The following is a 23515-nucleotide window of genomic DNA, read 5'->3' on the forward strand; positions in this document are numbered from 1 at the left end:
GTTCTCATGAACGGCGCCGGCTTTCGGTGGGCCGTCCGGTGCACCACCGGATGGAGTACCCGGAGTGCGGCCCGAACGAATGGGGGAGGATCCCATGCCAGCAATCGTGATCGTAGGAGCCCAGTGGGGCGACGAAGGAAAAGGCAAGGCCACAGACCTTTTGGGTGGCCGTGTGGACTACGTCGTTAAGCCCAATGGTGGCAATAATGCCGGACACACCGTCGTCGTAGGCGGTGAGAAGTATGAGCTCAAGCTCCTTCCGGCCGGCATTCTCAGCCCCAACGCGGTTCCCATCATCGGAAACGGCTGCGTGGTGAACCTCGAGGCGCTGTTCCAGGAAATTGATGGACTTCAGGCCCGTGGTGCGGACACGTCCAAACTGCGCGTTTCCGCCAACGCCCACCTGGTGGCGCCTTACCACCAGGTCCTGGACAAGGTCACCGAGCGATTCCTCGGCAGCCGGGCCATCGGCACCACCGGCCGCGGCATCGGCCCCGCGTACATGGACAAGGTGGCCCGCCTGGGCATCCGCGTCCAGGACGTCTTTGACGAATCCATCCTCCGCCAGAAGGTGGAAGGCTCGCTGCGCCAGAAGAACGAACTCCTGGTCAAGGTCTACAACCGCCGCGACATCGAGGTGGAGGAGATCGTCAGCTACTTCCTGTCCTTCGCCGAGCGCCTGCGCCCGCTGGTCATCGACAGCACCTTTGTCCTGAACAAGGCGCTGGACGAGGGCAAGGTGGTGCTCATGGAGGGCGGCCAGGCCACCTTCCTGGATGTGGACCACGGGACGTACCCGTTCGTCACGTCCTCCAACCCGACGGCAGGCGGTGCGTCAGTGGGTTCCGGCATCGGCCCCACCCGCATCTCCCGCTCGATCGGCATCATCAAGGCCTACACCACGCGCGTCGGCGCCGGACCGTTCCCCACGGAACTGTTCGACGAGATGGGCATGTACCTGCAGAAGACGGGCGGTGAGTTCGGCGTCAACACCGGCCGCCCGCGCCGTTGCGGCTGGTACGACGCCGTCCTGGCCCGCCACGCCTCCCGCGTCAACGGCTTCACGGACTACTTCGTCACCAAGCTGGATGTCCTGACCGGCATTGAGCAGATCCCGGTGTGCGTGGCGTACGACGTCGACGGCGTCCGGCACGACGAAATGCCCATGACGCAGACCGAATTCCACCATGCTGTCCCGATCTTCGAGTACTTCGAAGGCTGGACCGAGGACATCACCGGCGCCCGCACCCTGGAGGACCTCCCGGAGAACGCCCGGAACTATGTGCTTGCGCTGGAGAAGCTCTCCGGTACGCGGTTCTCCGCCATCGGCGTCGGCCCGGACCGCGATCAGACCATCGTGGTCAACGACCTCATCAAGGACTAAAGTCCACACACGTACGACGCCGGCGGGTCACCTGAAAGGGTAACCCCGCCGGCGTCGGTGGTTAAGGCGTGGGTTACAGGGCGGGCGTCAGCGCTGCTGGCCAGGCCTGGGCGGGCCTGAGCGGGCTCTGCGGGCGGTGGTACGCAATTTACACAGGGTTTACCGGGCCGGTCTTGTGGGGCTCCCGGAGCGGCGGCCAGACTCTTAAGCACACGCTGAACTGATCAACAGATCGTTCGACCAGACCCGCGGGACCGGACGCAGCAACGCGTCCGGGCAGGCCGGTGGCGAGGACGTCGCCGGAGCTGATCACCCGCAGACCGGAAGGATTTGCCATGGCCGGGATGTTTGAAGTTTTTGTGGACGCCGATTCGCTGTTCAGGTTCAGGCTGATGGGGCCGGACGGAACGGTGATGGCTGTGTCGGAGGCGTTCGCTGACAAGCCGGCGGTGGCAGCCGGGATCGCGGCCGTGCGGGAGTGCGCCGGGACGGGGCTGGTCACGGACCTTTCACGCGTTTCGCCGCCGGCCGCAGCAGCCCAGCCGGTGGCGGTGCCAGTAGCGGAGCCGGTTCCTGTGCCGGTTGCAGTCCAGCCGGTGTGCGACGAACAGCGGGTTCCGGTGACCAGGCTCCGAGCCTTCAACCATGCCAAGGCTCCGCGGCGGCAGGTCCCCGCACCGCGCTGGATCGGCGCAACACAGGCGCCCGCCTGAGGCTGAATTCCGGCCTCAATAAGATTTTCAAAGTTTCTTGTGACCGGGCGTAACCCTGTGGCCTGTGTCAGCGATTACCCCTATGAAGCGCCGGTCTGGAACTTGTCCCCCATCATGTTCCAGCCCGGCCTTTTTGTCCCCCAGCCGGCTCGTGGGGTTGCCGGCAGCACGGTTACCGGAGGGTAAAGTTAGCGGGGCAAGCCCCTTCCCCTTCACCGAAAGCCCTGCGTCCCGTGACCGATGCGCTGACAGACGACGTATTGCGTGCCCGCGCCCGCGATCCGGAGCTGTTCAACACCGTGTACCGAACCTATGCGGCACAGGTCCTGGGCTACCTCACAGCCCGCGGAGTAGAAGATCCGGAGGCGGTTATGCAGGAAGTCTTCCTCGCCGTCCTGCCACGGCTCCAGACAGTCACCGGCGGGGTTGCCGGGCTGCGCACGTTCGTCTTCTCCGTGGCCCACGCCCGCATGGTGGATGACCACCGGCGGCAGCAGCGCAGACCGGTCGAACTCCCGTTCGAACCGGAACTGGACCGGCGCGAGGACACGTCGGCAGAAACTGAAGTCCTCCAAAAAATCTCCCCCCAGGAAGTCCTGGACCTGCTCGGCGGTCTGCCGGATGAGCAGCGGGAAGTCTTGTCCCTTCGCCTCGTCGGCGGCCTGACCGTCGAACAGGTGGCTGACGTTATGGGGAAAACCGCCGGTTCTGTAAAGCAGCTGCAGCGCCGTGCATTGGTCAAACTCCGCGAGGAGTCCGCTGTAAAGGAATATGTGGTGCCATGAATGCTCCCTCCAGCCCGGTGATTACCCGGTCCCTTTCCCGGACCGTGGATGACATGCTGCTCGACGCCGGCGAAACCGATGCCAGGCTCCGCTCTGCCCTGCTCTCGCTGGGTTCCCTCCGTTCCCTCCCGGTCCCCGAACCCGGAGCCGAACTGGCAGCCCTGCTTCTGACAGGCCCTGCAGACCAGCTGGCCCGCCAGCGCCTGCTCCGGAGGCACCGGAACTCCGTGGTGGGACTTGCCGTGATCGCCGGGATGGGGTTGGGCGTTACCGGCGTGGCTGCCAGCGGGTCAGTTCCGGACGGATCCACCAACAGCTCCGTCCAGCAGATGCTGGCTGACTGGAGCCCTGCCTGGACCATCACAGGAACCCCGCTCGCCAGCCCGGCGGACGGCGGTCTTTCCGGGGAGATGCGGGGTCCCGGCGGCCCTGCACCAGCCGACCAGGCGGGTCGGGACGGCGCTGCGGGCCAGCCCGAAACATCGGGGCCGGGAAGCAACCAGCCCGGCAGTACCGGCCAGGGGACATCCCGTCAGGAAACCACGCACCAACAAAAGGCAACGGGTAATGGACAAGGCGATAACTCGTCGTCCAAAAACGGCGACGACGGCGCAGCCGATTTCGCGGTGAACGGCAACTCTGATGGCAGCGGCGCCGGGGACGCGGCGTCCGGGGACGGCCGGGAGGAAGCCGGCAATGCCGGTTCAGAAGAGGCCGGTTCTGAAGAGGCCGGTTCTGACGGGGCGGGCGGCCAGGGAAACCATGGGAAGCCCGCGGCCCTGACTTCCACCCTGGAGGCCGTCACTTCGCTTGCGCAGACAGGAAAGACCGTGGCCGGCAAAACCGACCCCGGCCTGATCTGGCTGAAGAAGTTCAGCCGCTGACCACCCACCCCGCGCAAAGGTGTGCAGGGTGCGTGGTGAGCGGTAGGGATTTTTTAGTCAGGAAAGCAGCTGCCGCTTCGAGGAGATCACGCCGGTATCGAAGCCGGCCAGGTGCAGGCCGCCATGGAACCGGGCGTGTTCGATCTTCACGCAACGGTCCATCACCACGTTGAGGCCTGCGGCTTCAGCGCCAGCGGCCACCTCCTCGTGCCATGATCCCAGCTGCAGCCACAGTGTTTTTGCGCCCGCCGCGATGGCCTCGGCGAGGACACCCGGAAGGTCATCGTGCTTGCGGAACACATCCACGATGTCCGGGCTCTCGGGAAGGTCCGCGAGCGTCGCATACGTGGGCTGGCCAAGGATTTCCTTCACCACCGGGTTCACGAAGTAGACCTTGTACCGGGTGGAGGACTGAAGGTACGTTGCCACGAAGTAGCTGGCCCGCGACGGTTTGTCCGAGGCTCCCACGATCGCAATCGACTTTGCCTGCCGCAGCAGGTTCAGGCGATCGGGTGCGGACGGTCCGGTCCAGGTGCGTTCGGCGGTGCTCATGCGCTGGCTCCAATCGTGCAGGAATCAGCGGGTTCGGCCTCCGAAGCCGAGGCGGCCTCCAGCGCCTGGTCAAGATCCCACAGGATGTCCTCGATGTCCTCAAGCCCCACGGAAATGCGGACCAGGTCCTCGGGTACCCCGGCGGACTCGAGCTGGGCCGGGCTCAGCTGCTGGTGCGTGGTGGAACCGGGGTGGATCACCAGGGTACGTGAATCACCCACGTTGGCAAGGTGCGAGGCGAGCTGCAGCGCTTCAATGAACTTCTGCCCGGCCGTCCGGCCGCCCTTTACGCCGAACGAGAATACAGATCCCGGGCCCTTGGGCAGGTACTTCTTCGCCCGCGCGAAATGCGGGTGCGAGGGAAGGCCGGAGAAGTTCACGTAGGCCACGCGCTCGTCCGCCTCCAGCCATTCCGCGACGGCCTGGGCGTTCTCCAGGTGCTCGTCGAGGCGCTGCGGGAGGGTCTCCACGCCCTGCAGGAGCTGGAAAGCCGACTGCGGGCTAAGGGCGGGGCCAATGTCGCGCAGCTGCTCGCAACGGAGCTTGGTGAGGAACCCGTACTCGCCGAAGTTGCCCCACCACGAGACGTTTCCGTAGGAGGCCACCGGCTCGGTCATGGTGGGGAACTTGCCGTTGCCCCAGTCGAACCGGCCGCTCTCGACGATCACGCCGCCGAGGGTGGTGCCGTGGCCGCCCAAGAACTTCGTGGCGGAGTGGATGACAATGTCGGCTCCGTGCTCGATCGGCCGCACGAGGTACGGCGTGCTTAAGGTGGCGTCCACCACGAGGGGGATGCCGGCGTCGCGCGCTACCTTCGCCAGCCCCTCCAGGTCCTGGACCTCCGAGGACGGGTTGGCTACCACCTCAACGAAGATCGCCTTGGTGTTCTCCCGGACGGCCGCGGCGTAGTCTGCGGGGTCGGTGCCGGGCACAAAGGTGGTGTCCACGCCGAAGCGGCGCAGCGTCACATCCAGCTGGGTGACCGTTCCGCCGTACAGCTGTGAAGCGGCCACAATGTGGTCGCCGGCCTGCGTCAGCGCCGCGAAGGTGATGAACTCGGCCGCCATGCCCGACGACGTTGCCACCGCACCGATCCCGCCCTCCAGGGACGCGATGCGCTCCTCGAACGCCGCAACCGTGGGGTTGCCGATCCGGGAGTAGATGTTGCCGTACTTCTGCAGTGCGAACAGGTTGGCGGCGTCCTGGGTGTCCTTGAACACGAAGGACGTGGTCTGGTAAATCGGCACGGCCCGGGCACCGTGCTCGGCGTCGGGGGTGCCGCCGGCATGCAGGGCGCGGGTGCGGAAACCAAACTTGCGGTCAGCCATTACGCAGCCACCTCCACGGAAGCAACCGGTGTCCCGGACAAGTCCAGCTCGGTGCCGTGCTTCCGGGCCAGGTCGGCCTCGAGCTCGCGGACGATCGGCAGGATGTCCGAACCGAAGGCCGCCACTTCCTCCTGGAAGTGCAGGTAGCCGGTGAGGAACAGGTTCACGCCGATCTTCTTGTACGCCACAATGCGCTCGGCGATCTGCTCCGGGGTGCCGATCAGCTGGGTCTTGAAGCCGTCGTTGTACTGGACCAGGTCCTCGAAGCTGGAATCCGCCCACATGCCCTTGCCGTCCTTGGTGGACGCGCCGGCTTCCTGGACGGCGTCGCGGAAGCCCTGGACTGCCGGCTTGTGCGCCTTCGCCACGATTTCGCGGAGCGTGTCGCGGGCTTCCTTCTCGGAATCCCGGGCGATGACGAAGCCGTTGAGCCCGAATTTGGGGGCGGACAGGGCACCGTCGGTGCCGCGCTTGGTTTCGCCGGAAGCGGCCACTACTCCGGCGATGTTCTCCTTGAACCCTTCCAGGTCCTTGCCGTTGGAGAAGTACCAGTCCGCCACGCGGCCCGCAGTGGCCTGTGCCGCCGTCGAGTTGCCGCCAAAGAAGATCTCCGGGTGCGCCCGGCCGGGAACGTCCACGGGGGCCGGGTTCAGGGTGAAGTCCGTGATGTTGTAGTACTTGCCGGACTGGCTGTACTCCTGCTCGGTCCAGAGGCCGCGGAGGACCTTGATGAATTCCTCGGTGCGGACGTAGCGTTCGTCGTGTTCCAGCCAGTCGAGGCCGAAGTTGGTGAACTCGTTCTTGAGCCAGCCGGAGACGATGTTCACGGCGGCGCGTCCGTTGGAGATGTGGTCAGCGGTGATGATGAACTTGGCCAGCACGCCGGGATGCCACATGCCCGGGTGGACGGCGGCGATGACCTTGAGGCGCTCGGTGGCGGCCAGAAGGGCCAGGCTGAACGAGGTGGCCTCGTGCTGCTTGTCCGCGCCGTAGGAGGCGGCGTAGCGGGTCTGGGTCAGCGCGTATTCGAAGCCGGAGTTCTCGGCAATCTGCGCGAGCTTCCTGTTGTAGTCGAAGTCCCAGCCGGTGCGCTGTTCGATGGTGGAAACCACCAGTCCACCGGAAACGTTCGGCACCCAGTATGCGAACTTGAGCGGTTCGGAAAGACGGGCAACGTTGCTGATGTCATTCATGAATTTTCCTTAACTAGGGTCCGCTCGCGCAGGACGTCCTGGATGCCGGCGATCGCCGGTTCGTTCTGAAGTGAGGTGGTATCGCCCAGGGCGGTCCCCTCGAAGAGCTGGGTCAGCAGCCGGCGCATGATCTTGCCGCTGCGGGTTTTGGGCACGTCCTGGACCACGACGACGTCGCGGGGCTTGGCGATCGGGCCGATCGCCTTCGCCACATGGTTCCGGAGTTCCGCGGCGACTTCCCCCGAAACCCCGGATTTAAGAACCACGAAAGCAACAATCGCGTGCCCGGTCTTCGCATCCGCGACCGGACAGACGCCGGCCTCCACGACATCCGGGTGCGAGACCAGGGCCGACTCGATCTCGATGGTGGACAGCAGGTGGCCGGAGACGTTGAGCGTGTCGTCCACGCGGCCCAGGATCCAGATGTCGCCATCGGCGTCGTACTTGGCTCCGTCGCCGGCCAGGAACCAGCCCTGCTCCACGTACTTGCTCCAGTAGGAGTCGTAGTAGCGGCGGGGATTTCCCCAGACGGTCCGCGCGATGGCCGGCCCGGGGGTGTCAACCACAATGAAACCCTGGACGCCCGGCGGCACTGTCCTGCCGGCGTCGTCCACGATCCTGGTACTCACGCCCGGCAAGGGCCGGGCAGCGCAGCCCGGTTTGAAGTCCGTGTCCGTGGGGGCGGGGGAAAGGATGGTGGCGCCGGTTTCGGACTGCCACCATGTGTCCACCACCGGAGCCGTGCCAGCACCCACGTTCCGGCGCAGCCAGCGCCACGCCTCCGGATTCACGGCCTCGCCCACGGTGCCCAGCATCCGGATGGAGGACAGATCGTAGGTGTCCGGCACGCCGTCCGGGAACCAGCCCATGAGGGACCGGACCAGGGTGGGTGCCGTGTAGTACTGCGTCACGCCGTAGCGTTCGATGATCTCCAAGTGCCGGCCCGGATGCGGGGTGTTGGGGGTGCCTTCGAAGATCACCTGGGTCACACCGTTGGAGAGCGGGCCGTAGATCTCGTACGTGTGCGCCGTGACCCAGGCCAGGTCAGCGGTGCACCAGTGCACGTCCGTGTCCCGCAGCGCGGGGTCCGGGTTGCTGAACAGGTGCTCGAAGCTCCACGACGCCTGCGTGAGGTAGCCGCCGGAGGTGTGGACCAGGCCCTTGGGCTTACCGGTGGTCCCGGAGGTGTACATGATGAACAGGGGAGTCTCGGCGTCGAACGCCTCCGGCTCGTGGAGTTCCGGGGCGCGCCCGACGGCGTCATGCCACCACACGTCGCGGCCCTCGGTCATGTGCACGGTTGCCAGTTCGCCAGCGGGCGTGGTGCGGTTGACCACCAGCACGTGCTCGATCGCGTTCTCGCCGGCGACTGCAGCGTCAGCGTTGTCCTTGACCGGGACGGCGACGCCGCGGCGGAACTGGCCGTCGGTGGTCACCAGGAGTTTGGCCCCGGTGTCCTCCACCCGGAACTTCAAGGCTTCGGCGGAGAAGCCGCCGAAGACGAGGGAGTGGATGGCGCCGATGCGGGCCACTGCGAGGGTGATGATGACGGTTTCGGGGATGACCGGGAGGTAGATGACCACGCGGTCGCCCTTGGTGATGCCCAGAGCCAGGAGCGCGTTGGCGGCCTTGGACACTTCGCGCTGCAGTTCCGCATAGGTGATGGCGCGGCGGTCCCCGGGCTCGCCTTCGAAGTAAAGGGCCACCTTGTCGCCGCCGCCGTTGGCCACGTGGCGGTCCACGCAGTTGTACGCGACGTTGAGCTTGCCGCCCTCAAACCAGGTGATCCCGGGGCCTTTTCCTTCTGCCGCTTCCGCTGGAACCCAGCGGTGCGCAGTGTGCCAGGGCTTTTCCTGCCCGGCTGCGGGCGCGGCCCAGTCCAGGCGGAGGGCCTGCTGTTCCCAGAAAGCCACAGTGTCCTGGATTGCCGGCCGGGCTTCCGGATGGTCGGCCATGGTAGTGCTGCTGTGACGGGCCGGCCCGCCGGACGGTTCGCCGTGCACAGCGACGTCCTGCAGCCCGGTCGAGGACCATCCCGATGGGCTATTGGCGGGGCCGGCCGCGTCACGCAGCCCTGCTCCGATCGCCGTCGCGTTCGAAGTGGTGTGGGGGGATTCCACGGGCACACCTGGTGAGGCCGTGCTGGCGGAACCCGGAGTGGAAATCGGGGTCAAAAAGGGCGTGGCAGGATAAATCTCCGGGGTCATGGGTATGCTCCATCGATCCTGGCGGTAGCACCCTGCAGATTGGTTAAGGATGGTCGCCTCAACTGTGCTGCTTTGACGACGGCAGGCGTCGCCCAGGGATGCTGCGGCGTCATAGATCCAGGTCTCTCGGCCGCTCGGGATGGTCAGTACCACTACAGCCGAACCGCACGGCCCGCGCCAAATCCCACGTTGGGGAAGCGTAATATTCGTTCATCCCTGCGATTGCTGCCCCGGATCATTCAATTGTTCGACGGAACGTTGGGGGATTGGCAATGTAGTCTTGCATCATGGCCCACGTCAACGATCCAGCGGTTATTGAGCGCCTTATGCGAAACAAAGGGCGGTGGGCCATCGTCGGCCTGACCACCAATGAATGGCGTGCTGCCTACGACACCTCACTGTTCATCCGGGACAGGCTGGGCATGGAAATCATCCCCGTCAACCTCCCAGGGGATGCTGTCCACGGCGAAACCGGGTACCGGACACTGGCCGAGATTCCGGCGGAAAAGCAGCCCATCGACGTCGTCGACTGTTTTGTGAATTCGCAGAAGGTCGGGGCCGTGGTGGACCAGGCCATAGCGGTGGGGGCCAAGGCCGTGTGGCTGCAGCTCGGGGTTATTGACGAGGCCGCCGCTGCCCGGGCAAAGGCTGCCGGGCTGGATGTTGTGATGAACGTTTGCCCCGCCCAGCAGGCCTGGAAATACAGCCTCTGACCGTTGCTGTGCCGCCGGCGTCAGCCCTTCATGAGCTCCGGGTAGTGCCGCTCCGTCACGTCCGGGTGGGCACGCATCCGGCCTTTGAGCATGTTCATGCCGAATGATGCGAGCATCGGGTTGGACGGGTCGTCGGACAACCCGCGCGCCTGTACCTTGAGTTCGGGCGGCAGGGGGACCGGGTCAATCACGGCGTCCAGCCTCGGGGACCAGAAAAAGGGTACTGAATACCGGTCCACCCCAGGCGGCGGAGCCTTGACCCGGTGGATGGTGGCCGCCAGGTAGCCTTCCGTGGCCACCTCCAGCATTTCGCCCAGATTCACCACCAGGGCGCCTGGAATGTAGTCCACCTCCACCCATTCGCGCGCTCCCGGCGGCAGCACCTCCAGCCCGCCCACCTCGTCCTGGAGCAGGAGGGTCACAAAGCCATAGTCCGCGTGCGATCCCACGCCCTGGTCACCGGCCTCTTCAACCACGCCGCCCACATAGTGCACCAGTTTGCCCATCCACGCCGGCTGGTCGCCGAAAGGTTCGTCGAAGTGGTCCTCCGGCAGCCCCAGGGCAACAGCGATGCCGCGGAGCAGCTCCATGCCCACGGCGGACATCAGGTCGGCCCAGGCCATGGCCGCGGTTTTGAGTTCGGGCAAGGACTCGTCAGGCCACAGGTTATGGCCCTGGAGCAGCCAGTACGGCTGGTCCGCCGGGTAGTCGGGGATGGGGTCGCGCTCAGGGGAATAGTCGATCTGCTCGCGCGCGTCCGCCCGTCCCTGGGTGACTTCCGTGCCCATCCGGGTGTAGCCGCGGAAGTGGGGTGAGAGCCGGTTGTCCAGCTTCATCCGCTCCTCAAGCGGCAAGTCGAAGAAGCGTTTGATGAGGCCCAGGAGCTCCTCTGCCTGTCCGGGAGCCGCACCGTAGCCCGTGATCTGGAAGAAACCGACATTGTGGGCGGCGTCCCGCAGCTGGTCGATGAATTCCGGGCTGAAGGAACCGTAGGGCTGACGCGCGGTGCTCAAGTCCAGAACAGGGATGGTGGCCTGGTCAGGTGACATCTTCGCAGACTAGCACCGCCGGGAACGGCTTTGTAGGCTCACAGGATGGAACCAGCTGAGCTCAGGGAGATCTGCCTTTCTTTTCCCGGCGCATATGAAGATTTTCCCTTCGGACCGGAGACTTCGGTTTTCAAGGTGAGGGCGGCTGTGGGCGGCGGAAGCAGTCATCACGCGAAGATGTTCGCCGCATCCACCCTGGACGTGGACGACTTTTCGGTCAGCCTCAAATGCGAGCCTGCGCTGGCCGAGCAGCTCCGCGCCGCCCACCCGGGGATCACGGGTGCCTGGCACATGAACAAGACCCACTGGAACGGCGTCAGGCTGGACGGTGCCCTCCCTGATTCGATGGTCCGGGACATGGTGGAGGACTCCTACGATCTGGTGGTGGCCACCCTGAGCCGGAAGCAGCAAGAGCAGCTGGGCTGGGCGCGGCTGTCCACATCCAAAGGGGGCTCCGTTGACTGACAAGCGCCTGGTCGGCGGCCGCCTCGATTACCCGGGTGTCGGCGCCACCGAGAATGGGCGTCCACCTGCGGGGTATCCCAGCCAGATGTCCCAGGTCTACCTGGGTGACGGGTTGGCGCTGTACCGCCGGGTGGCGCAGGGAATCCTGACCTGGGAGCTGCAGCGGCGGTCGGGGCTGCGCGTCCGGGCCGAGTCCGACGTCGTCCGGCCCGGAACGCGCGTGGTGAGCGGATTCGGCGTCGGACCTTTCCGGATCAACGCCCCCTGCGAAGTGGTGTGGGTCCGGCGGCCGGTGCCGGGCGACGGTCCGCAGTCGGCAGGCTTTGGGTACGGCACATTGCCGGGACATCCGGCGCGCGGCGAGGAAGCCTTTGAAGTGGAGATTGACGCCACCGGGCGGGTGTTTTTGAAGATCACGGCCTTCAGCAAGCCGGCCAACTTGCTCTACCGCGTCGGTGGCCCGGTGACCCGGGCGGCGCAGAGGCACGTGACTTCGCGATACCTTGAAGGCGCACGCCAACTCGCCGCGGGCTGAACGGCCCTTCCCGGAAACGGACGGAAATTCCATGATCTTCATCGTCGTCAAATTCAAAGTCAAACCCGAGTGGTCCGAGCGCTGGCTCGGCCTCGTGGACGGGTTCACCCAGGCCACCCGGCAGGAGCCCGGAAACCTGTGGTTCGACTGGTCCCGCAGTGTGGAGGACCCCCACGAATTTGTATTGGTGGAGGCCTTCAAGGACGACGCCGCTGCGGACCACGTCAACAGCACGCACTTCAAGCAGGCGATGGCGGATATGCCGCAGGCCCTGGCCGAGACCCCGCAGATCATCAGCCGCCAGTTCGACGGCGAGGGCTGGGACCGGATGGGCGAGCTCACCATCTGACCCCGTGGTTACGATGGGGGAATGTGGATCGGTTGGATTGAATTCGATATCCTCCTGGGCGATGTCCAGAGCCTGAAGGAGAAACGCTCCGTCATCAGGCCGCTCCTGGCCGAACTCAAGCGCCGGTTCGACGTGTCTGTCGCCGAGGTGGGCAATCACGAACAGTACCGGCGCTCGCAGGTGGGCGCGGGCCTGGTGGCAGCAGACCGGGCGCACCTCGTGGAGGTGCTCACCGCCGTCGAACGTTTCGTGGCGAACCGGCCCGAATTCGAGCTGCTCAGTTCACGTCAGCGGGAGCTGCACAGCGAAGATTAAAGCAACGCGGGGTCACTCCACGCCCAATCCCGGAGGATTATTGAGCGCGGAGTGACCCCGCGTTGCGTTCAGGATGGGCTAGCCGAAGTACTTCGGCAGGGTGGCCTCGTGGGCTTCGCGGAGGGCATCGAGGGACAGGGTGTCCACGCCGTTGATCTCCAGCTGGCCGCTGGCCGCATCCACAACACCGATCCGGGTGTGGGCGAAGCCGCGGGCGGTGCACATGTCCGTAAAGCGGATTTCCTCGGAACGGGGCACGCCAACAATGGCGCGGCCCTGGGTCTCGGAGAACAGGGCCGTGAACAGGTCAACGCCGTCGCGGTCCATGACATCCTGCAAGGCGATCCGGGCACCCACGCCGTAGCGCAGCGAGGACTCCACCAGGGCCGCCGCGAGGCCGCCCTCGGAGAGGTCGTGAGCCGAATCGACCATGCCGTCACGGGACGCGTTGATCAGGATTTCACCCAGTGCGCGCTCGGCGGCGAGGTCAACCTTGGGCGGCAGTCCGCCGAGGTGGCCGCGCAGGTTGGCCCACTCGGAGCCGTCCAGTTCAGCCGCCGTCGTGCCCAGCAGGTAGATGGCCTGGCCATCCTCACGCCAGCCCGACGGCGTGCGGCGGGCGACGTCGTCGAGCTTTCCGAGAACTGCCACCACAGGGGATGGGTGGATGGGCGTGGTGCCTGTCTGGTTGTACAGCGAGACGTTGCCGCCGGTGACCGGGATGCCCAGCACCATGCAGGCGTCGGACAGGCCGCGGATGGCCTCGGCGAGCTGCCACATCACGTCCGGGTCCTCGGGGGAGCCGAAGTTCAGGCAGTCGCTGACAGCCATCGGCACGGCGCCGGAGGTGGCCACGTTGCGGTAGGCCTCGGCCAGTGCCAGCTGTGCGCCGTGGTACGGGTCAAGGAAGGTGTAGCGGCCGTTGGCATCGGTGGCCAGCGCGACGCCCAAGCCGGTTTCCTCATCCACGCGGACCACACCGGCGTCGTCCGGGAACGCCAACGCGGTGTTGCCGCCGACGTAGCGGTCGTACTGGTTGGTGATCCAGTCCTTGCTGCACATGTTCGGTGAGGCAATGAGCTCGGTGACGGCAGCTGCCAGCGCCGCGGGAGACGAGGGACGGCCGGCGTCCTGGACGGAGCCGGTGAAGGTGTCCGCCTGGAGGGAATCCTGCCACTCGGGGCGGGCGTAGGGGCGGTCGTAGACCGGACCGTCGTGGGCCACGGTGCGCGGGTCAACGTCCACGATCACCACGCCGTCCCAGGTGATGATCAGGCGGCCGGTGTCGGTCACCTCGCCCAGCCAGGAGTACTCCACGGCCCACTTGTCCATGACCGCTTCGAAAGCAGCGATGTTCTCCGGGGTGACCACGGCCATCATGCGTTCCTGCGACTCGGACATCAGGATTTCGCCCGGGGTCAGGGTGGGGTCGCGCAGCAGGACGGAGGTCAGCTCAACTTCCATGCCGCCGTCGCCGTTCGAGGCCAGTTCCGAGGTGGCGCAGGAGATGCCTGCGGCGCCGAGGTCCTGGATGCCCTCAACGAGGGAACCCTTGAACAGCTCGAGGCAGCACTCGATCAGGACCTTCTCGGCGAAGGGGTCACCCACCTGGACGGCGGGGCGCTTGGACGGCTTGGTGTCGTCGAAGGATTCCGAGGCCAGCACGGAGGCGCCGCCAATGCCGTCGCCGCCGGTGCGGGCACCGAACAGGACAACCTTGTTGCCCTTGCCCGAGGCGTTGGCCAGGCGGATGTCCTCGTGGCGCATGACGCCGACAGCCAGTGCGTTGACCAGCGGGTTGCCCTGGTACACGGAGTCGAAGACCATTTCGCCGCCGATGTTGGGCAGGCCCAGGGAGTTGCCGTAGCCGCCGATGCCGGCAACGGCACCGTGCATGACGCGGGCGGTGTCCGGGTGGTCGATCGCGCCGAAGCGGAGGGGATCCATCACTGCCACCGGGCGGGCGCCCATGGAGATGATGTCGCGGACGATGCCGCCGATGCCGGTGGCGGCACCCTGGTAGGGCTCCACGAACGACGGCGAGTTGTGGGACTCGATCTTGAACGTCACGGCCCAGCCGTCGCCCAGGTTGGTGACGCCGGCGTTTTCGCCGATGCCCACCAGCATGTCCTTCTTCATTTCCTCGGTCACCTTGTCGCCGAACTGGCGCAGGTGGTTCTTGGAGGACTTGTAGGAGCAGTGCTCGCTCCACATGACCGAGTACATGGCGAGCTCGGCGCCGGTGGGGCGGCGGCCCAGGACCTTGACTACCTCGTCGAACTCGTTCTGCTTCAGGCCGAGTTCGGCCCAGGGAAGCTCCGTGTCCGGCGTCTTGGCAGCGTTCTCGACGGTGTCGATGTTGAACTTCTTGGTGGTTTCCGTGGTCACTTGGCGCCTCCCACAATCTTGTTCAAAACGGAGGTGAAGAAACCGAGGCCGTCGGTATCGGACCCGCCGATGCCATCCAGGGATTCCGGGCCGAAGCCAACCTCCACTGCGTGCTCCGGGTGCGGCATGAGGCCCACCACGTTGCCGGCGGCGTTGGAGATGCCGGCGATGTCGCGGCGTGAGCCGTTCGGGTTGAAGCCCACGTAGCGGAACACCACACGGCCTTCGGCTTCGAGCGCGTCCAGGACCTTCTCGTCGGCGATGTACTGGCCGTCCTGGTTCTTCAACGGAACGGTGATTTCCTGGCCCGCCTCGTAGTCCAGGGTCCAGGCGGTGTTGCTGTTTTCAACCCGCAGGACCTGGTCGCGGCACATGAACTTCAGGTGGTCGTTCTTGATCATGGAACCGGGCAGCAGGTGCGATTCGGTCAGGATCTGGAAGCCGTTGCAGATACCCAGCACGGGCAGCTTGGCGTCGGAGTTGGCGGCGTCGATGATTTTGGACATCAGCGGCGCGAAGCGGGCAATGGCGCCGGCGCGGAGGTAGTCACCGTAGGAGAATCCACCGGGAATCACGACGGCGTCCACGTCACCGAGGGTGGTGTCGGCGTGCCAGAGCGGCACCGCGGTGCCGCCTGCGAGCCGGACTGCACGGGCGGCGTCGCGGTCGTCCAGTGTGCCGGGGAAGGTGACGACGCCGATCCGGGCGCCAGCGAGGCGCGGCTCGGCGGCGACGGCGACTGCCTCGCCGATCAGGGGGAGTTCAGTCATCTCAGGCCTCGACGACCTCGACGTTGACGACGTCCTCGATCACCGGGTTGGACAGCAGGGTTTCGGCTGCCTCGCGGGCCTGGGCCAGGATTGCGTCGGTCACCTCGCCGTCGACAGTGAGTTCAAAACGCTTGCCCTGGCGGACAGAGCTAAAGCCGGTGAAGCCCAGGCGGGGGAGTGCACCCACGATGGCCTTCCCCTGCGGGTCCAGAATCTCGGGCTTGGGCATGACGTCAACAACGATCCGGGGCATCCGGCAACTCCTGTGCGTGAGCATTGGGTAAGGGCGCAGCGGAGTCACGCCGTCTTACGCCGTTCCAGAGGTGAAGATTGCTTTTTGCAACAGTGTGGACGGGCGCTCCGCGAGCTTGCTAGCCCATTCTACCGGCCTAAGCGCTTGACCCCGTATTTCGGTGGGCTCCGTCACCGTCATCACTTTGGGGACCCTCCTCAACGAGTGGAGAACGACGGCGGCTATGGCACTGCGGGTGCAGCGTCACTAGGATGGCGGAATGGCTGAGAAATCGAAATCCGTGCTGTTGCCGTTCGTCGCCGCGGCGGTATTCGCCGGGCTGGGCAGGATGGTCTTCCAGAAAATCCTTGCGGACAAGGCGGCGCGGGAAAACCGCGTGGCCGGTCCCGTGGACGAAAAGACCCGCCAGTGGATCAGCGACGTCGTCCGCACGCCACGCGAGGCTCCGCGCGAGTAGACCCACCCGTACACAGGCTCACTAGGGGCACTCCCTCAACGGGGGTGCCCCTTTTTTGTGCCTTTTGAGGCACTCTTCTGTGGCCCCCTCACAGAAGCACTAGCCAGGTGATCCGTTGCACACTATGGTCGTAGGACGTCGTATGTGGCAGGTGGTATGACACGACGCATGCCATGCGGCTGATTCTCCCGGTCCGCCGCCTCCGCGGCGCCTTGAAAGGATATGGATTTGCGAATTTTCACTCCACGAAGCGGGCAACCCCGCGTGGCCCTCAGAGCCGGGGCCGCGCTGGTAGCGTTGACGCTCCTGACGGGGTCCGGCGTTGCCGCGCAGGCAGCACCGATTCCGCCGAACAACCCTGCGTCAGCCCCTGGCAGCTTCACCGAGGACAACATCGGGGCGGACCGCACGGCCGCCAACTTCTTCTACCGGATCCCGGCCCTTGCGTCTCTTGGCAACAATGTGGTGCTCGCGTCATGGGACGGCCGGCCCGGCAGTTCAGCAGATGCCCCCAACCCCAACTCCATCGTGCAGCGCCGCAGTACCGATGGCGGTCAGAGCTGGGGCCCCGTTCAGGTCATCGCCGCTGGGCATATTGCCGATGCCAGCGGTCCGAAGTACGGCTACAGCGACCCCTCCTACATCCACGACGCCGAGGCCGGCAAAGTGTTCGCATTGTTCGTGTATTCAAAGGACCAGGGCTTCGGCGGAAGCCAGTTCGGCAACGACGACGCGGACCGAAGTGTGATCTCCTCTGCTGTCATTGAATCCGCAGACGGGGGTGTCACGTGGAGCCAGCCGCGGCTTTTCACCAACATCACGAAACCGGGCACCAGCAAGACCAACCCCGCGGCCGGCGACGTCCGCTCCAACTTCGCATCGTCCGGCGAGGGCATCCAGCTCAAGTACGGACAGTACAAAGGCCGCCTCATCCAGCAGTACGCCGGCGACGTCCGCCAGGCTGACGGCACCAACAGGATCCAGGCCTACAGCGTTTACTCGGACGATCACGGCGTGACCTGGCACAAGGGCTCCAACGTGGGTGACCGCATGGACGAGAACAAGACTGTTGAACTTTCCGATGGCCGCGTTCTGTTGAACTCCCGCGACAACGCCAACCAGGGTTACCGAAAGGTGGCCGTCTCCACCGACGGGGGCGCCACCTATGGACCCGTCGCCCAGGACACTGAACTGCCGGACCCGGCCAACAACGGTTCCATCGCGCGGATGTTCCCGGCCGCAGCACAAGGTTCAGCCGATGCCAGGAAGCTCATCTTCACCAACTCCAACTCCAAGACCGGCCGCGAGAACGTCTCCGCCCGCGTCTCGTGCGACGACGGCGCCACCTGGCCGGGCGTGCGCACCATCCGCCCCGGGTTCTCCGCCTACTCCACCGTGTCCCGGCTCGAAGACGGCAAGTTCGGCGTCCTGTATGAAGGCAACTACACGGACAACATCCAGTTCGCGAAGTTCGACGACGCGTGGCTGAACTACGCCTGCGCCCCGCTGACCGTCCCTTCCGTCACCACCGCGCCGGGCGCCACGCAGCAGGTGGCCGTCACCGTCACCAACCAAGAGGCCACCACCCTCTCCGGCGCCACCGCCACGGTCTACACGCCCACCGGCTGGACAGCGACCACGGTGCCTGTTCCCGACATCGCGGCCGGCGCCTCGGCCATCGTCAGCGTTGCCCTTACGGCGCCGTCGAACGCCAGCGGACCGCAAAACCTCAACGCGGCCTTCACGACGGCGGATGGCCGGGTTTCGCAGTTCACGTTCACCGCCACCGTCCCGGCGGCCCCGCAGGTGGGCCTCGCCATCACCGGAGCAGCCGCCGCCCGCGATGTCATGGCCAGCCCCTACCAGGCAGGCGACGTCCTGTCATACACCTTCACGGTCAAGAGCACGGCCAACGTCACGGCCAATTCCGTCCCTGTCGCCGGCACGTTCGATTCAGGCTTCCTCCCGCCGTCGGCCCCCAACTGCCGTTTCAACAACCTGGCCGCCGGGGCAACCTACACGTGCGCCTCGGCCAAGCACACGGTAACCGCCGAAGACGTTGAGCGCGGCTACTTCGTTCCCCAGGCGAGCTTCGCCATCACGGCCAGCTCGACGCCCTCGCTCACCAAAACCGTGCCGTTCACGGGTGCTGCGGTGGCATTGCGGGACGGGCTGCTGGCTGCTGACATCAGCGGCGTGCGTGCCGACACCGGGCGCGATCTTGCCACCCGGCCGTACGCTGCCGGAGAGCTTGTCCCGTACACCTTCAACGTCACGAACACCGGGCCGCTGCTCGAAAAGGTGGTCCCCACCGCAGGCAACTTCAGCCCGTTTGTTCCTGAGGGTCCTGGGAACTGCCGCTACAGTGCCCTGCCGGCCGGGCAGGGCTACGCATGTGCCACGCCGCGCCATACCGTGACTGCGGAGGAAGCCGCACAGGGCTTCTTCGTTCCAAAGACCACCTGGGAGGTCAGCGCCACCGGCCAGAGCACCCGGACGTACGAAATTGAAGGCGGTGAAGTGGATCTGAAGGTCCGAGAGGCACGTATCGAGGGCACGATCGCCACCGAATGGAAGGACGTCGACGGCGACCGCTTCGCCAGCGTGGGCGACACCGTCACATACACGTACACAGTGGGCAACGCCGGCAATGTCGCACTGACCGGCCTGAGTGCCCCCGACGCTTCCATCAGCCAGGAAGCCCTGGCGGTGGGCGGCACGGTAACGGCAACAAGTGAGCATGTCATGACCGCAGCGGACATCGCGGCAGGCAGGCTCGAGGCCGGCTCATTTGAAGTCACCGCTTTCAACGGCGCCAAATCGGTCACAGCAACAGTGACTGGCGGGCCGATGCTCCTCAACCTCCAGCCGGCGCAACCCGAGACCGTCCCCGTCCTCGCCATTCAGGACCTCGAAGGGCAACTGCCGCCCTTTGACATGGGCACGCTGGATAAGTACCGCAACGGCCAGAAAGTAACGCTGAAGGGCCTGGATTATGGTCAGTGGTACTACGTGTACCTGAACAAAACGGGCTACAGGGTCGGGTGGATCTTCCCCACTACCGTCGAAACGGTTGAGTTCATCCTGCCCTCCGATGTGCAGAACGGCCGTGACGACGTGGTGGTCCTGGACAAGGACGGAGCACAGGTGTCCTTCGACCGCCTGCAGGTCACGCCCAAGGGCTAAGGGCATTCCTTGACCTGAGCAAAAAGGAAGACCCCCACCCTTGGACACTTCAGCGTCCGTACGGTGGGGGTCTTCTGCTGTCCGAGGCAACTGATGGCAACTCCTTGACCCCCGATCGGCCCGGCCGACTCAATGGGAACACGGAGGGAATTCACAGCCTGTGCCCCGCCGGTGTCCAATCAAAGGAGATATGAGGCATGGAAAAACGCACATGGGAAGAGGGTCCACCGGACCCTCCGGGTGGGCATGGTCGCGGCGCTTGCCCTCGGGTTCACCGTTCCCACGGCGGCCACCGCCGACGACTTGCCCTGGATGAACACCGCCCTGACGCAAACCTCAGCCGTGATCGCCTATAACGATCAGATGGCCATCGGATTCATTCGGGCCGTCCAAAAGCACGGCATCAAAGTCCCCGCGAATGTCAGTGTGGTGGGCTTTGACAACAGCTACGGAACGGGTTTGGTCACTCCTGCCCTGACCACCGTGGAAGCACCCCTTTATGCCCTGGGCTCCACCGCCGTCTCCAATCTGCTGGCCTTTGCCCACGGCGCGCACTCACAGTCACGGCAGCCGCTGGTGCTGCCCACCCGCCTCATTGTCCGCGGTTCAACTTCCGCCCCGGCGGGGCTCTCTGTCGCCGGCTGAGCGCCCCCGGCGACAGCAGGCATGACGCTTCAGAAAACTCGTTCTGTGTCCTATGTCATATTGAGCTATCAGTCTGTACTGTGTGAATACGCTGGTCTCACCGCATTACAAGATCTGTAATACGGCTATGCCGTTCCAGCTGCTTCAGACCGGCAACGTGGCCGGCCCGTTTCCCTCGTGAAAGGTGCAGTCGCTCGTGAAATCAACTGAAAAGAGCCCCAATCGGGGCGGGGGACTGAGGAAGGCGACGGCGTTGGCCGTGGGCCTTCCTTTGCTTCTCACCTCGCTGGCGATGAGCCCCGCTACCGCGGCGCCCGCCGGTCAGGACACAGCAATATCCTCCAAGAACCCCGCAGCCACAGCGTTCAAGGACGGCAGGTACATCGTGGTCCTTGCGGCCAAGGCTGCTGCGGCCTACGAAGGGGAAATTGCGGGCCTGGGTGCTACAAAGCCACAGAACGGCCGGAAACTCGATGCGGGCAGCCCCAATTACCAGGCATACGACGCCCATCTTCGCAAGGTCCAGCGCGAGGTCGCCGCGGAGCAGGGGGTGACGCCGTCGAAGCAGTTCACGGCTGCCCTTAACGGTTTCACCGCCGAGCTGACCGCCAACCAGGCAACCGAACTGGCCAAGGACCACCGTGTACTGACGGTAGCTCCCGACGTCGAAAATACTCCCGACTACACCACCAACGATTTCCTTAAGCTCACCGGAGCGCAGGGCGCGTGGGCAACCCGGTTCGGCGGGGAGCAGAACGCCGGTAAGGGCGTTGTAGTGGGTGTGATCGATTCAGGGTACGCGCCGGACAACCCGTTCCTGCAGGGTGAGCCAGTGCAGCCGCTCAGCGGAAAGGCCCAGGTGGGCGTTCCCTACCGCAATGGCGAAGGCAACATCGCCATGCTCAAAGCTGACGGCACCACCTTCGAAGGCGAATGCCAGAAAGGCACAGGTACCGGTGCGGCATACGACGGAACCCTGTGCAATTCCAAGGTTGTGGGCGCCCGCTACTTCGCTGATTCCTTCCTGCAGTATGTGGCTCCTGAACACCGTGCTCCAGAGGAACTGATTTCGCCTGTGGACGTGGGAAGCCACGGAACCCACACAGCCACCACAGCCGCCGGCAACGCCAACATCGAGCAGGTGCTCGACGGCGTGAGCTTCGGCAAGAGTTCCGGCGTTGCACCCGCGGCCAAAGTGGCCGTCTACAAGATCTGCTGGGAAGACGACAACCCAGCTACCGGCGGCTGCTATTCCTCCGCCTCCATCGAGGCAATCGACGCGGCCATCCAGGACGGTGTCGACGTACTGAACTATTCGATCTCCGGCAACACGGACAGCACCACGGATCCCGTGGCCCTGGCATTCCTCAACGCGGCCGCGGCCGGCGTGTTCGTGTCCGCCTCCGCAGGAAACTCCGGTCCGGCTGTCTCTACGGTCAACCATGCTTCCCCCTGGCTGACCACTGTTGCTGCGTCCACGTTCCCGAGCGACCTGCTGGGAACCGTCAAAGTCTCGGACGGCACGCTTTACCGCGGCGCCTCCATCATGAAGACCGAAGTAGCTGACAAGCCGGTGGTCGTCGCCGCTGCCGCAGCAGCAGCCGGCATCACCAACGCCAACCTGTGCGGCCCAGGCACCCTGGATCCAGCCAAGGTGGCCGGCAAGGTTGTGGTCTGTGACCGCGGGGTCGTGGACCGTACAGCCAAGAGCCAGGAGGTCCTGGACAAGGGCGGCGTAGGCATGATCCTGGTGAACCTCAGCAACAGCTCCGAGGACGCAGACAACCATGTCCTGCCCACGGTCCACGTCAATGCACCCAAGAGCCTTGAACTCAAGTCCAAGCTGGCCGCCAACACCGCGCTTACGGTCAGCATCGTCAAGGGCGACCTCACCGGGGACCCGCAGTCTCCGGCCCCGCAGGTGGCAGGATTCTCCTCCAGGGGCCCCAGCCTGGCTTCCGGCGGTGACCTGCTGAAGCCGGACATATCGGCCCCCGGCGTCAATGTCCTGGCCGGCGTATCCACTATCGGAAACGACGGCGACCAGTTCGGCTTCATGTCCGGCACGTCCATGGCAGCTCCACACATTGCCGGCTTTGGTGCCCTGGTGCTCAGCAAGCAGCCGACGTGGAGCCCCGCGACTGTCAAGTCCGCGATGATGACCACGGCCTACCCGCTGCTCAATGCGGACGGAACCCCCAACATGGATCCGTTCGCGGGCGGCGCCGGCCACATCGATTCCCTGCGCGTGCTCGATCCGGGCCTGGTCTACGACTCCGGCGTCAAGGACTGGCTGGCATTCCTCAACGGGCAGGGGCTGGATACGGGAGCACCGGAGGCAGGCACCATTGCAGCACGCGACCTGAACCTTCCGTCCATCGCACTCGGAAGCCTGGTGGGCGAAGTAACGGTCAAGCGCCAACTCACCGCCCTGGTGCCCGGACTGTATCGTCCCGAAGTCACCATGCCGGGCGTCAGCGTCCAGGTGGAGCCCAAGGTGCTGAACTTCTCCAAGGCAGGCCAGACGCGTGAAGTGTCGCTGACCATCCGGAACGTCAGCGCACCCGTGGGCAAGTTCACCACCGGCACGCTGACATGGAAGGGCCCGCGTACTGTCAGCTCACCCATCGCGGTCCGGCCTGTTGATGCGCAGATCGCTCCGTCCTTCTCCTTCAGCTCGGTCACCGGGACGGGCAGTGGAACCATGGACCTGGTGTCGGGCTCTGACCAGCCGATCGGTGTGGCCGTAGAAGGCTTGGCACCGGTAAGCCGGACCGCCATTACGAAGACGCCCGGCGCCCTCCGGGCCACCAACGATGAACACAACGCCTTGCTCCGGGTGACTGTTCCGGAGGGTGCCACGTTCGCCCGTCTCGGCATTCAGGCCGAGACGAACGACGTCGACTGGGACATGCTGGTCTACGCGCCCAACGGCACCGGCGGCCTGGTGCAAACCCAGGTGGCCACCGCGGCAGCCAGCGAGTTCCTGGACCTTGAGTCGCCCAGGGCAGGGACCTACTACATCGTGGCGAATCTGTATGCCTCGCCGGATGACGGGCCGGCCAACGCCGCAGTCCAGGCTGTCTCCTTCAACGGCGACGCCGGGAACCTGACGGTCAATCCGAATCCCATCCTGGCGCCCAACGGCACGGCCACCGCGGCCACGCTCAACTGGACGGGACTGACGGACGGCTCCTACGCCTCCCGGCTCAGCCTGGGTGCGAACGGCATCAGCACCTGGGTCAACGTGAACGTTGGTCCGGCGACGGCGGGATCCCCGGCAGGTGCCCCTGCGATGGCGTCGGTCGAGGCCGTCCCTACCTCATAGGGGGGAATGCCCAGCA

General features: G+C 65.4%; 21 protein-coding genes. 13 read left to right on the forward strand and 8 right to left on the reverse strand.

Annotation, left to right across the window (positions count from 1 at the left end):
• Nucleotides 1-94 precede the first annotated feature (94 nt).
• From ACS5PJ_RS13265 to ACS5PJ_RS13280, 4 genes are all read left to right on the forward strand, one after another.
• Nucleotides 95-1384 carry an adenylosuccinate synthase gene (locus ACS5PJ_RS13265; protein ID WP_439435343.1) on the forward strand — a complete coding sequence of 430 codons (1290 nt, stop codon included), beginning with the start codon at nt 95-97 and terminating at the stop codon, nt 1382-1384.
• A 335-nt stretch (nt 1385-1719) separates the two neighbouring features.
• Nucleotides 1720-2097, forward strand: a complete 378-nt coding sequence (locus ACS5PJ_RS13270) for a YegP family protein (protein WP_439435344.1) — start codon at nt 1720-1722, stop codon at nt 2095-2097.
• A 233-nt stretch (nt 2098-2330) separates the two neighbouring features.
• A complete protein-coding gene (locus ACS5PJ_RS13275; RefSeq protein ID WP_439435345.1) occupies nt 2331-2882 on the forward strand; it encodes an RNA polymerase sigma factor in 552 nt (183 codons plus the stop codon).
• Nucleotides 2879-3766 carry a hypothetical protein gene (locus ACS5PJ_RS13280; protein ID WP_439435346.1) on the forward strand — a complete coding sequence of 296 codons (888 nt, stop codon included), beginning with the start codon at nt 2879-2881 and terminating at the stop codon, nt 3764-3766. Before ACS5PJ_RS13275 ends, ACS5PJ_RS13280 begins: the two co-directional genes overlap by 4 nt.
• A gap of 57 nt (nt 3767-3823) precedes the next feature.
• On the opposite strand, the gene ACS5PJ_RS13285 is transcribed toward ACS5PJ_RS13280, so the two are convergent.
• The 4 genes from ACS5PJ_RS13285 to acs are packed head-to-tail and all read right to left on the reverse strand — an operon-like array spanning nt 3824 to nt 8794.
• The gene (locus ACS5PJ_RS13285) at nt 3824-4318 is read right to left on the reverse strand and encodes a CoA-binding protein (protein WP_439435347.1); all 495 of its coding nucleotides are present in this window, start codon (nt 4316-4318) and stop codon (nt 3824-3826) included.
• Complete coding sequence (locus ACS5PJ_RS13290) at nt 4315-5646, reverse strand: O-acetylhomoserine aminocarboxypropyltransferase/cysteine synthase family protein (protein ID WP_439435348.1); 1332 nt, start codon at nt 5644-5646, stop codon at nt 4315-4317. The genes ACS5PJ_RS13285 and ACS5PJ_RS13290 overlap by 4 nt, the downstream gene beginning before the upstream one ends.
• The gene (sfnG, locus tag ACS5PJ_RS13295) at nt 5646-6839 is read right to left on the reverse strand and encodes a dimethylsulfone monooxygenase SfnG (RefSeq protein WP_439435349.1); all 1194 of its coding nucleotides are present in this window, start codon (nt 6837-6839) and stop codon (nt 5646-5648) included. The genes ACS5PJ_RS13290 and sfnG overlap by 1 nt, the downstream gene beginning before the upstream one ends.
• Nucleotides 6836-8794, reverse strand: coding sequence for an acetate--CoA ligase (acs, locus tag ACS5PJ_RS13300; RefSeq protein WP_439435425.1), 1959 nt, complete (start codon nt 8792-8794; stop codon nt 6836-6838). Before acs ends, sfnG begins: the two co-directional genes overlap by 4 nt.
• A 539-nt stretch (nt 8795-9333) precedes the next feature.
• On the opposite strand from acs, the gene ACS5PJ_RS13305 reads away from it, so the two are divergent.
• Nucleotides 9334-9759, forward strand: coding sequence for a CoA-binding protein (locus tag ACS5PJ_RS13305; RefSeq protein WP_439435350.1), 426 nt, complete (start codon nt 9334-9336; stop codon nt 9757-9759).
• Between the two features lie 20 nt (nt 9760-9779).
• On the opposite strand, the gene ACS5PJ_RS13310 is transcribed toward ACS5PJ_RS13305, so the two are convergent.
• Complete coding sequence (locus tag ACS5PJ_RS13310; RefSeq protein WP_439435351.1) at nt 9780-10808, reverse strand: isopenicillin N synthase family dioxygenase; 1029 nt, start codon at nt 10806-10808, stop codon at nt 9780-9782.
• 45 nt (nt 10809-10853) lie between these two features.
• Between ACS5PJ_RS13310 and ACS5PJ_RS13315 the strand changes: the two genes are divergently transcribed.
• From ACS5PJ_RS13315 to ACS5PJ_RS13330, 4 genes are read left to right on the forward strand one after another with little or no spacing between them, the layout of a single operon-like run.
• Nucleotides 10854-11273 carry an MmcQ/YjbR family DNA-binding protein gene (locus tag ACS5PJ_RS13315; RefSeq protein WP_439435352.1) on the forward strand — a complete coding sequence of 140 codons (420 nt, stop codon included), beginning with the start codon at nt 10854-10856 and terminating at the stop codon, nt 11271-11273.
• Nucleotides 11266-11808 (forward strand): DUF1990 domain-containing protein, encoded by a 543-nt coding sequence (locus ACS5PJ_RS13320; protein WP_439435353.1) that lies wholly within the window; start codon nt 11266-11268, stop codon nt 11806-11808. The genes ACS5PJ_RS13315 and ACS5PJ_RS13320 overlap by 8 nt, the downstream gene beginning before the upstream one ends.
• Before the next feature lie 31 nt (nt 11809-11839).
• A complete protein-coding gene (locus tag ACS5PJ_RS13325; RefSeq protein WP_439435354.1) occupies nt 11840-12157 on the forward strand; it encodes a putative quinol monooxygenase in 318 nt (105 codons plus the stop codon).
• Nucleotides 12158-12178: 21 nt separating this feature from the next.
• Entirely contained in the window at nt 12179-12472 is a 294-nt protein-coding gene (locus tag ACS5PJ_RS13330) for a DUF503 domain-containing protein (protein ID WP_439435355.1), read from the forward strand.
• Nucleotides 12473-12550: 78 nt separating this feature from the next.
• Here ACS5PJ_RS13330 and purL read toward each other — a convergent pair whose 3' ends face one another.
• From purL to purS, 3 genes are read right to left on the reverse strand one after another with little or no spacing between them, the layout of a single operon-like run.
• Nucleotides 12551-14860 (reverse strand): phosphoribosylformylglycinamidine synthase subunit PurL, encoded by a 2310-nt coding sequence (gene purL / locus ACS5PJ_RS13335; RefSeq protein ID WP_439435356.1) that lies wholly within the window; start codon nt 14858-14860, stop codon nt 12551-12553.
• Nucleotides 14857-15630, reverse strand: coding sequence for a phosphoribosylformylglycinamidine synthase subunit PurQ (gene purQ, locus ACS5PJ_RS13340; RefSeq protein WP_439435357.1), 774 nt, complete (start codon nt 15628-15630; stop codon nt 14857-14859). The genes purL and purQ overlap by 4 nt, the downstream gene beginning before the upstream one ends.
• Before the next feature lies 1 nt (nt 15631).
• Entirely contained in the window at nt 15632-15883 is a 252-nt protein-coding gene (gene purS / locus ACS5PJ_RS13345) for a phosphoribosylformylglycinamidine synthase subunit PurS (protein ID WP_066287204.1), read from the reverse strand.
• 259 nt (nt 15884-16142) lie between these two features.
• On the opposite strand from purS, the gene ACS5PJ_RS13350 reads away from it, so the two are divergent.
• The 4 genes from ACS5PJ_RS13350 to ACS5PJ_RS13365 all read left to right on the forward strand — a co-directional run bounded on the left by ACS5PJ_RS13350 (nt 16143) and on the right by ACS5PJ_RS13365 (nt 23499).
• The gene (locus ACS5PJ_RS13350; protein ID WP_354147962.1) at nt 16143-16340 is read left to right on the forward strand and encodes a hypothetical protein; all 198 of its coding nucleotides are present in this window, start codon (nt 16143-16145) and stop codon (nt 16338-16340) included.
• Between the two features lie 264 nt (nt 16341-16604).
• On the forward strand, nt 16605-19526 hold the full coding sequence (locus ACS5PJ_RS13355; RefSeq protein ID WP_439435426.1) for an exo-alpha-sialidase: 2922 nt from the start codon (nt 16605-16607) through the stop codon (nt 19524-19526).
• 246 nt (nt 19527-19772) lie between these two features.
• Nucleotides 19773-20171: a substrate-binding domain-containing protein gene (locus ACS5PJ_RS13360; RefSeq protein ID WP_500690905.1), complete on the forward strand. Its 399-nt coding sequence runs from the start codon at nt 19773-19775 to the stop codon at nt 20169-20171.
• A gap of 292 nt (nt 20172-20463) precedes the next feature.
• Nucleotides 20464-23499, forward strand: a complete 3036-nt coding sequence (locus tag ACS5PJ_RS13365; RefSeq protein ID WP_439435427.1) for a S8 family serine peptidase — start codon at nt 20464-20466, stop codon at nt 23497-23499.
• The last annotated feature ends 16 nt before the right edge of the window (nt 23500-23515 follow it).

Origin of the sequence: Pseudarthrobacter cremeus (genome assembly GCF_051857465.1) — a bacterium.
In the GTDB taxonomy this organism is placed as follows: Bacteria; Actinomycetota; Actinomycetes; order Actinomycetales; family Micrococcaceae; genus Arthrobacter.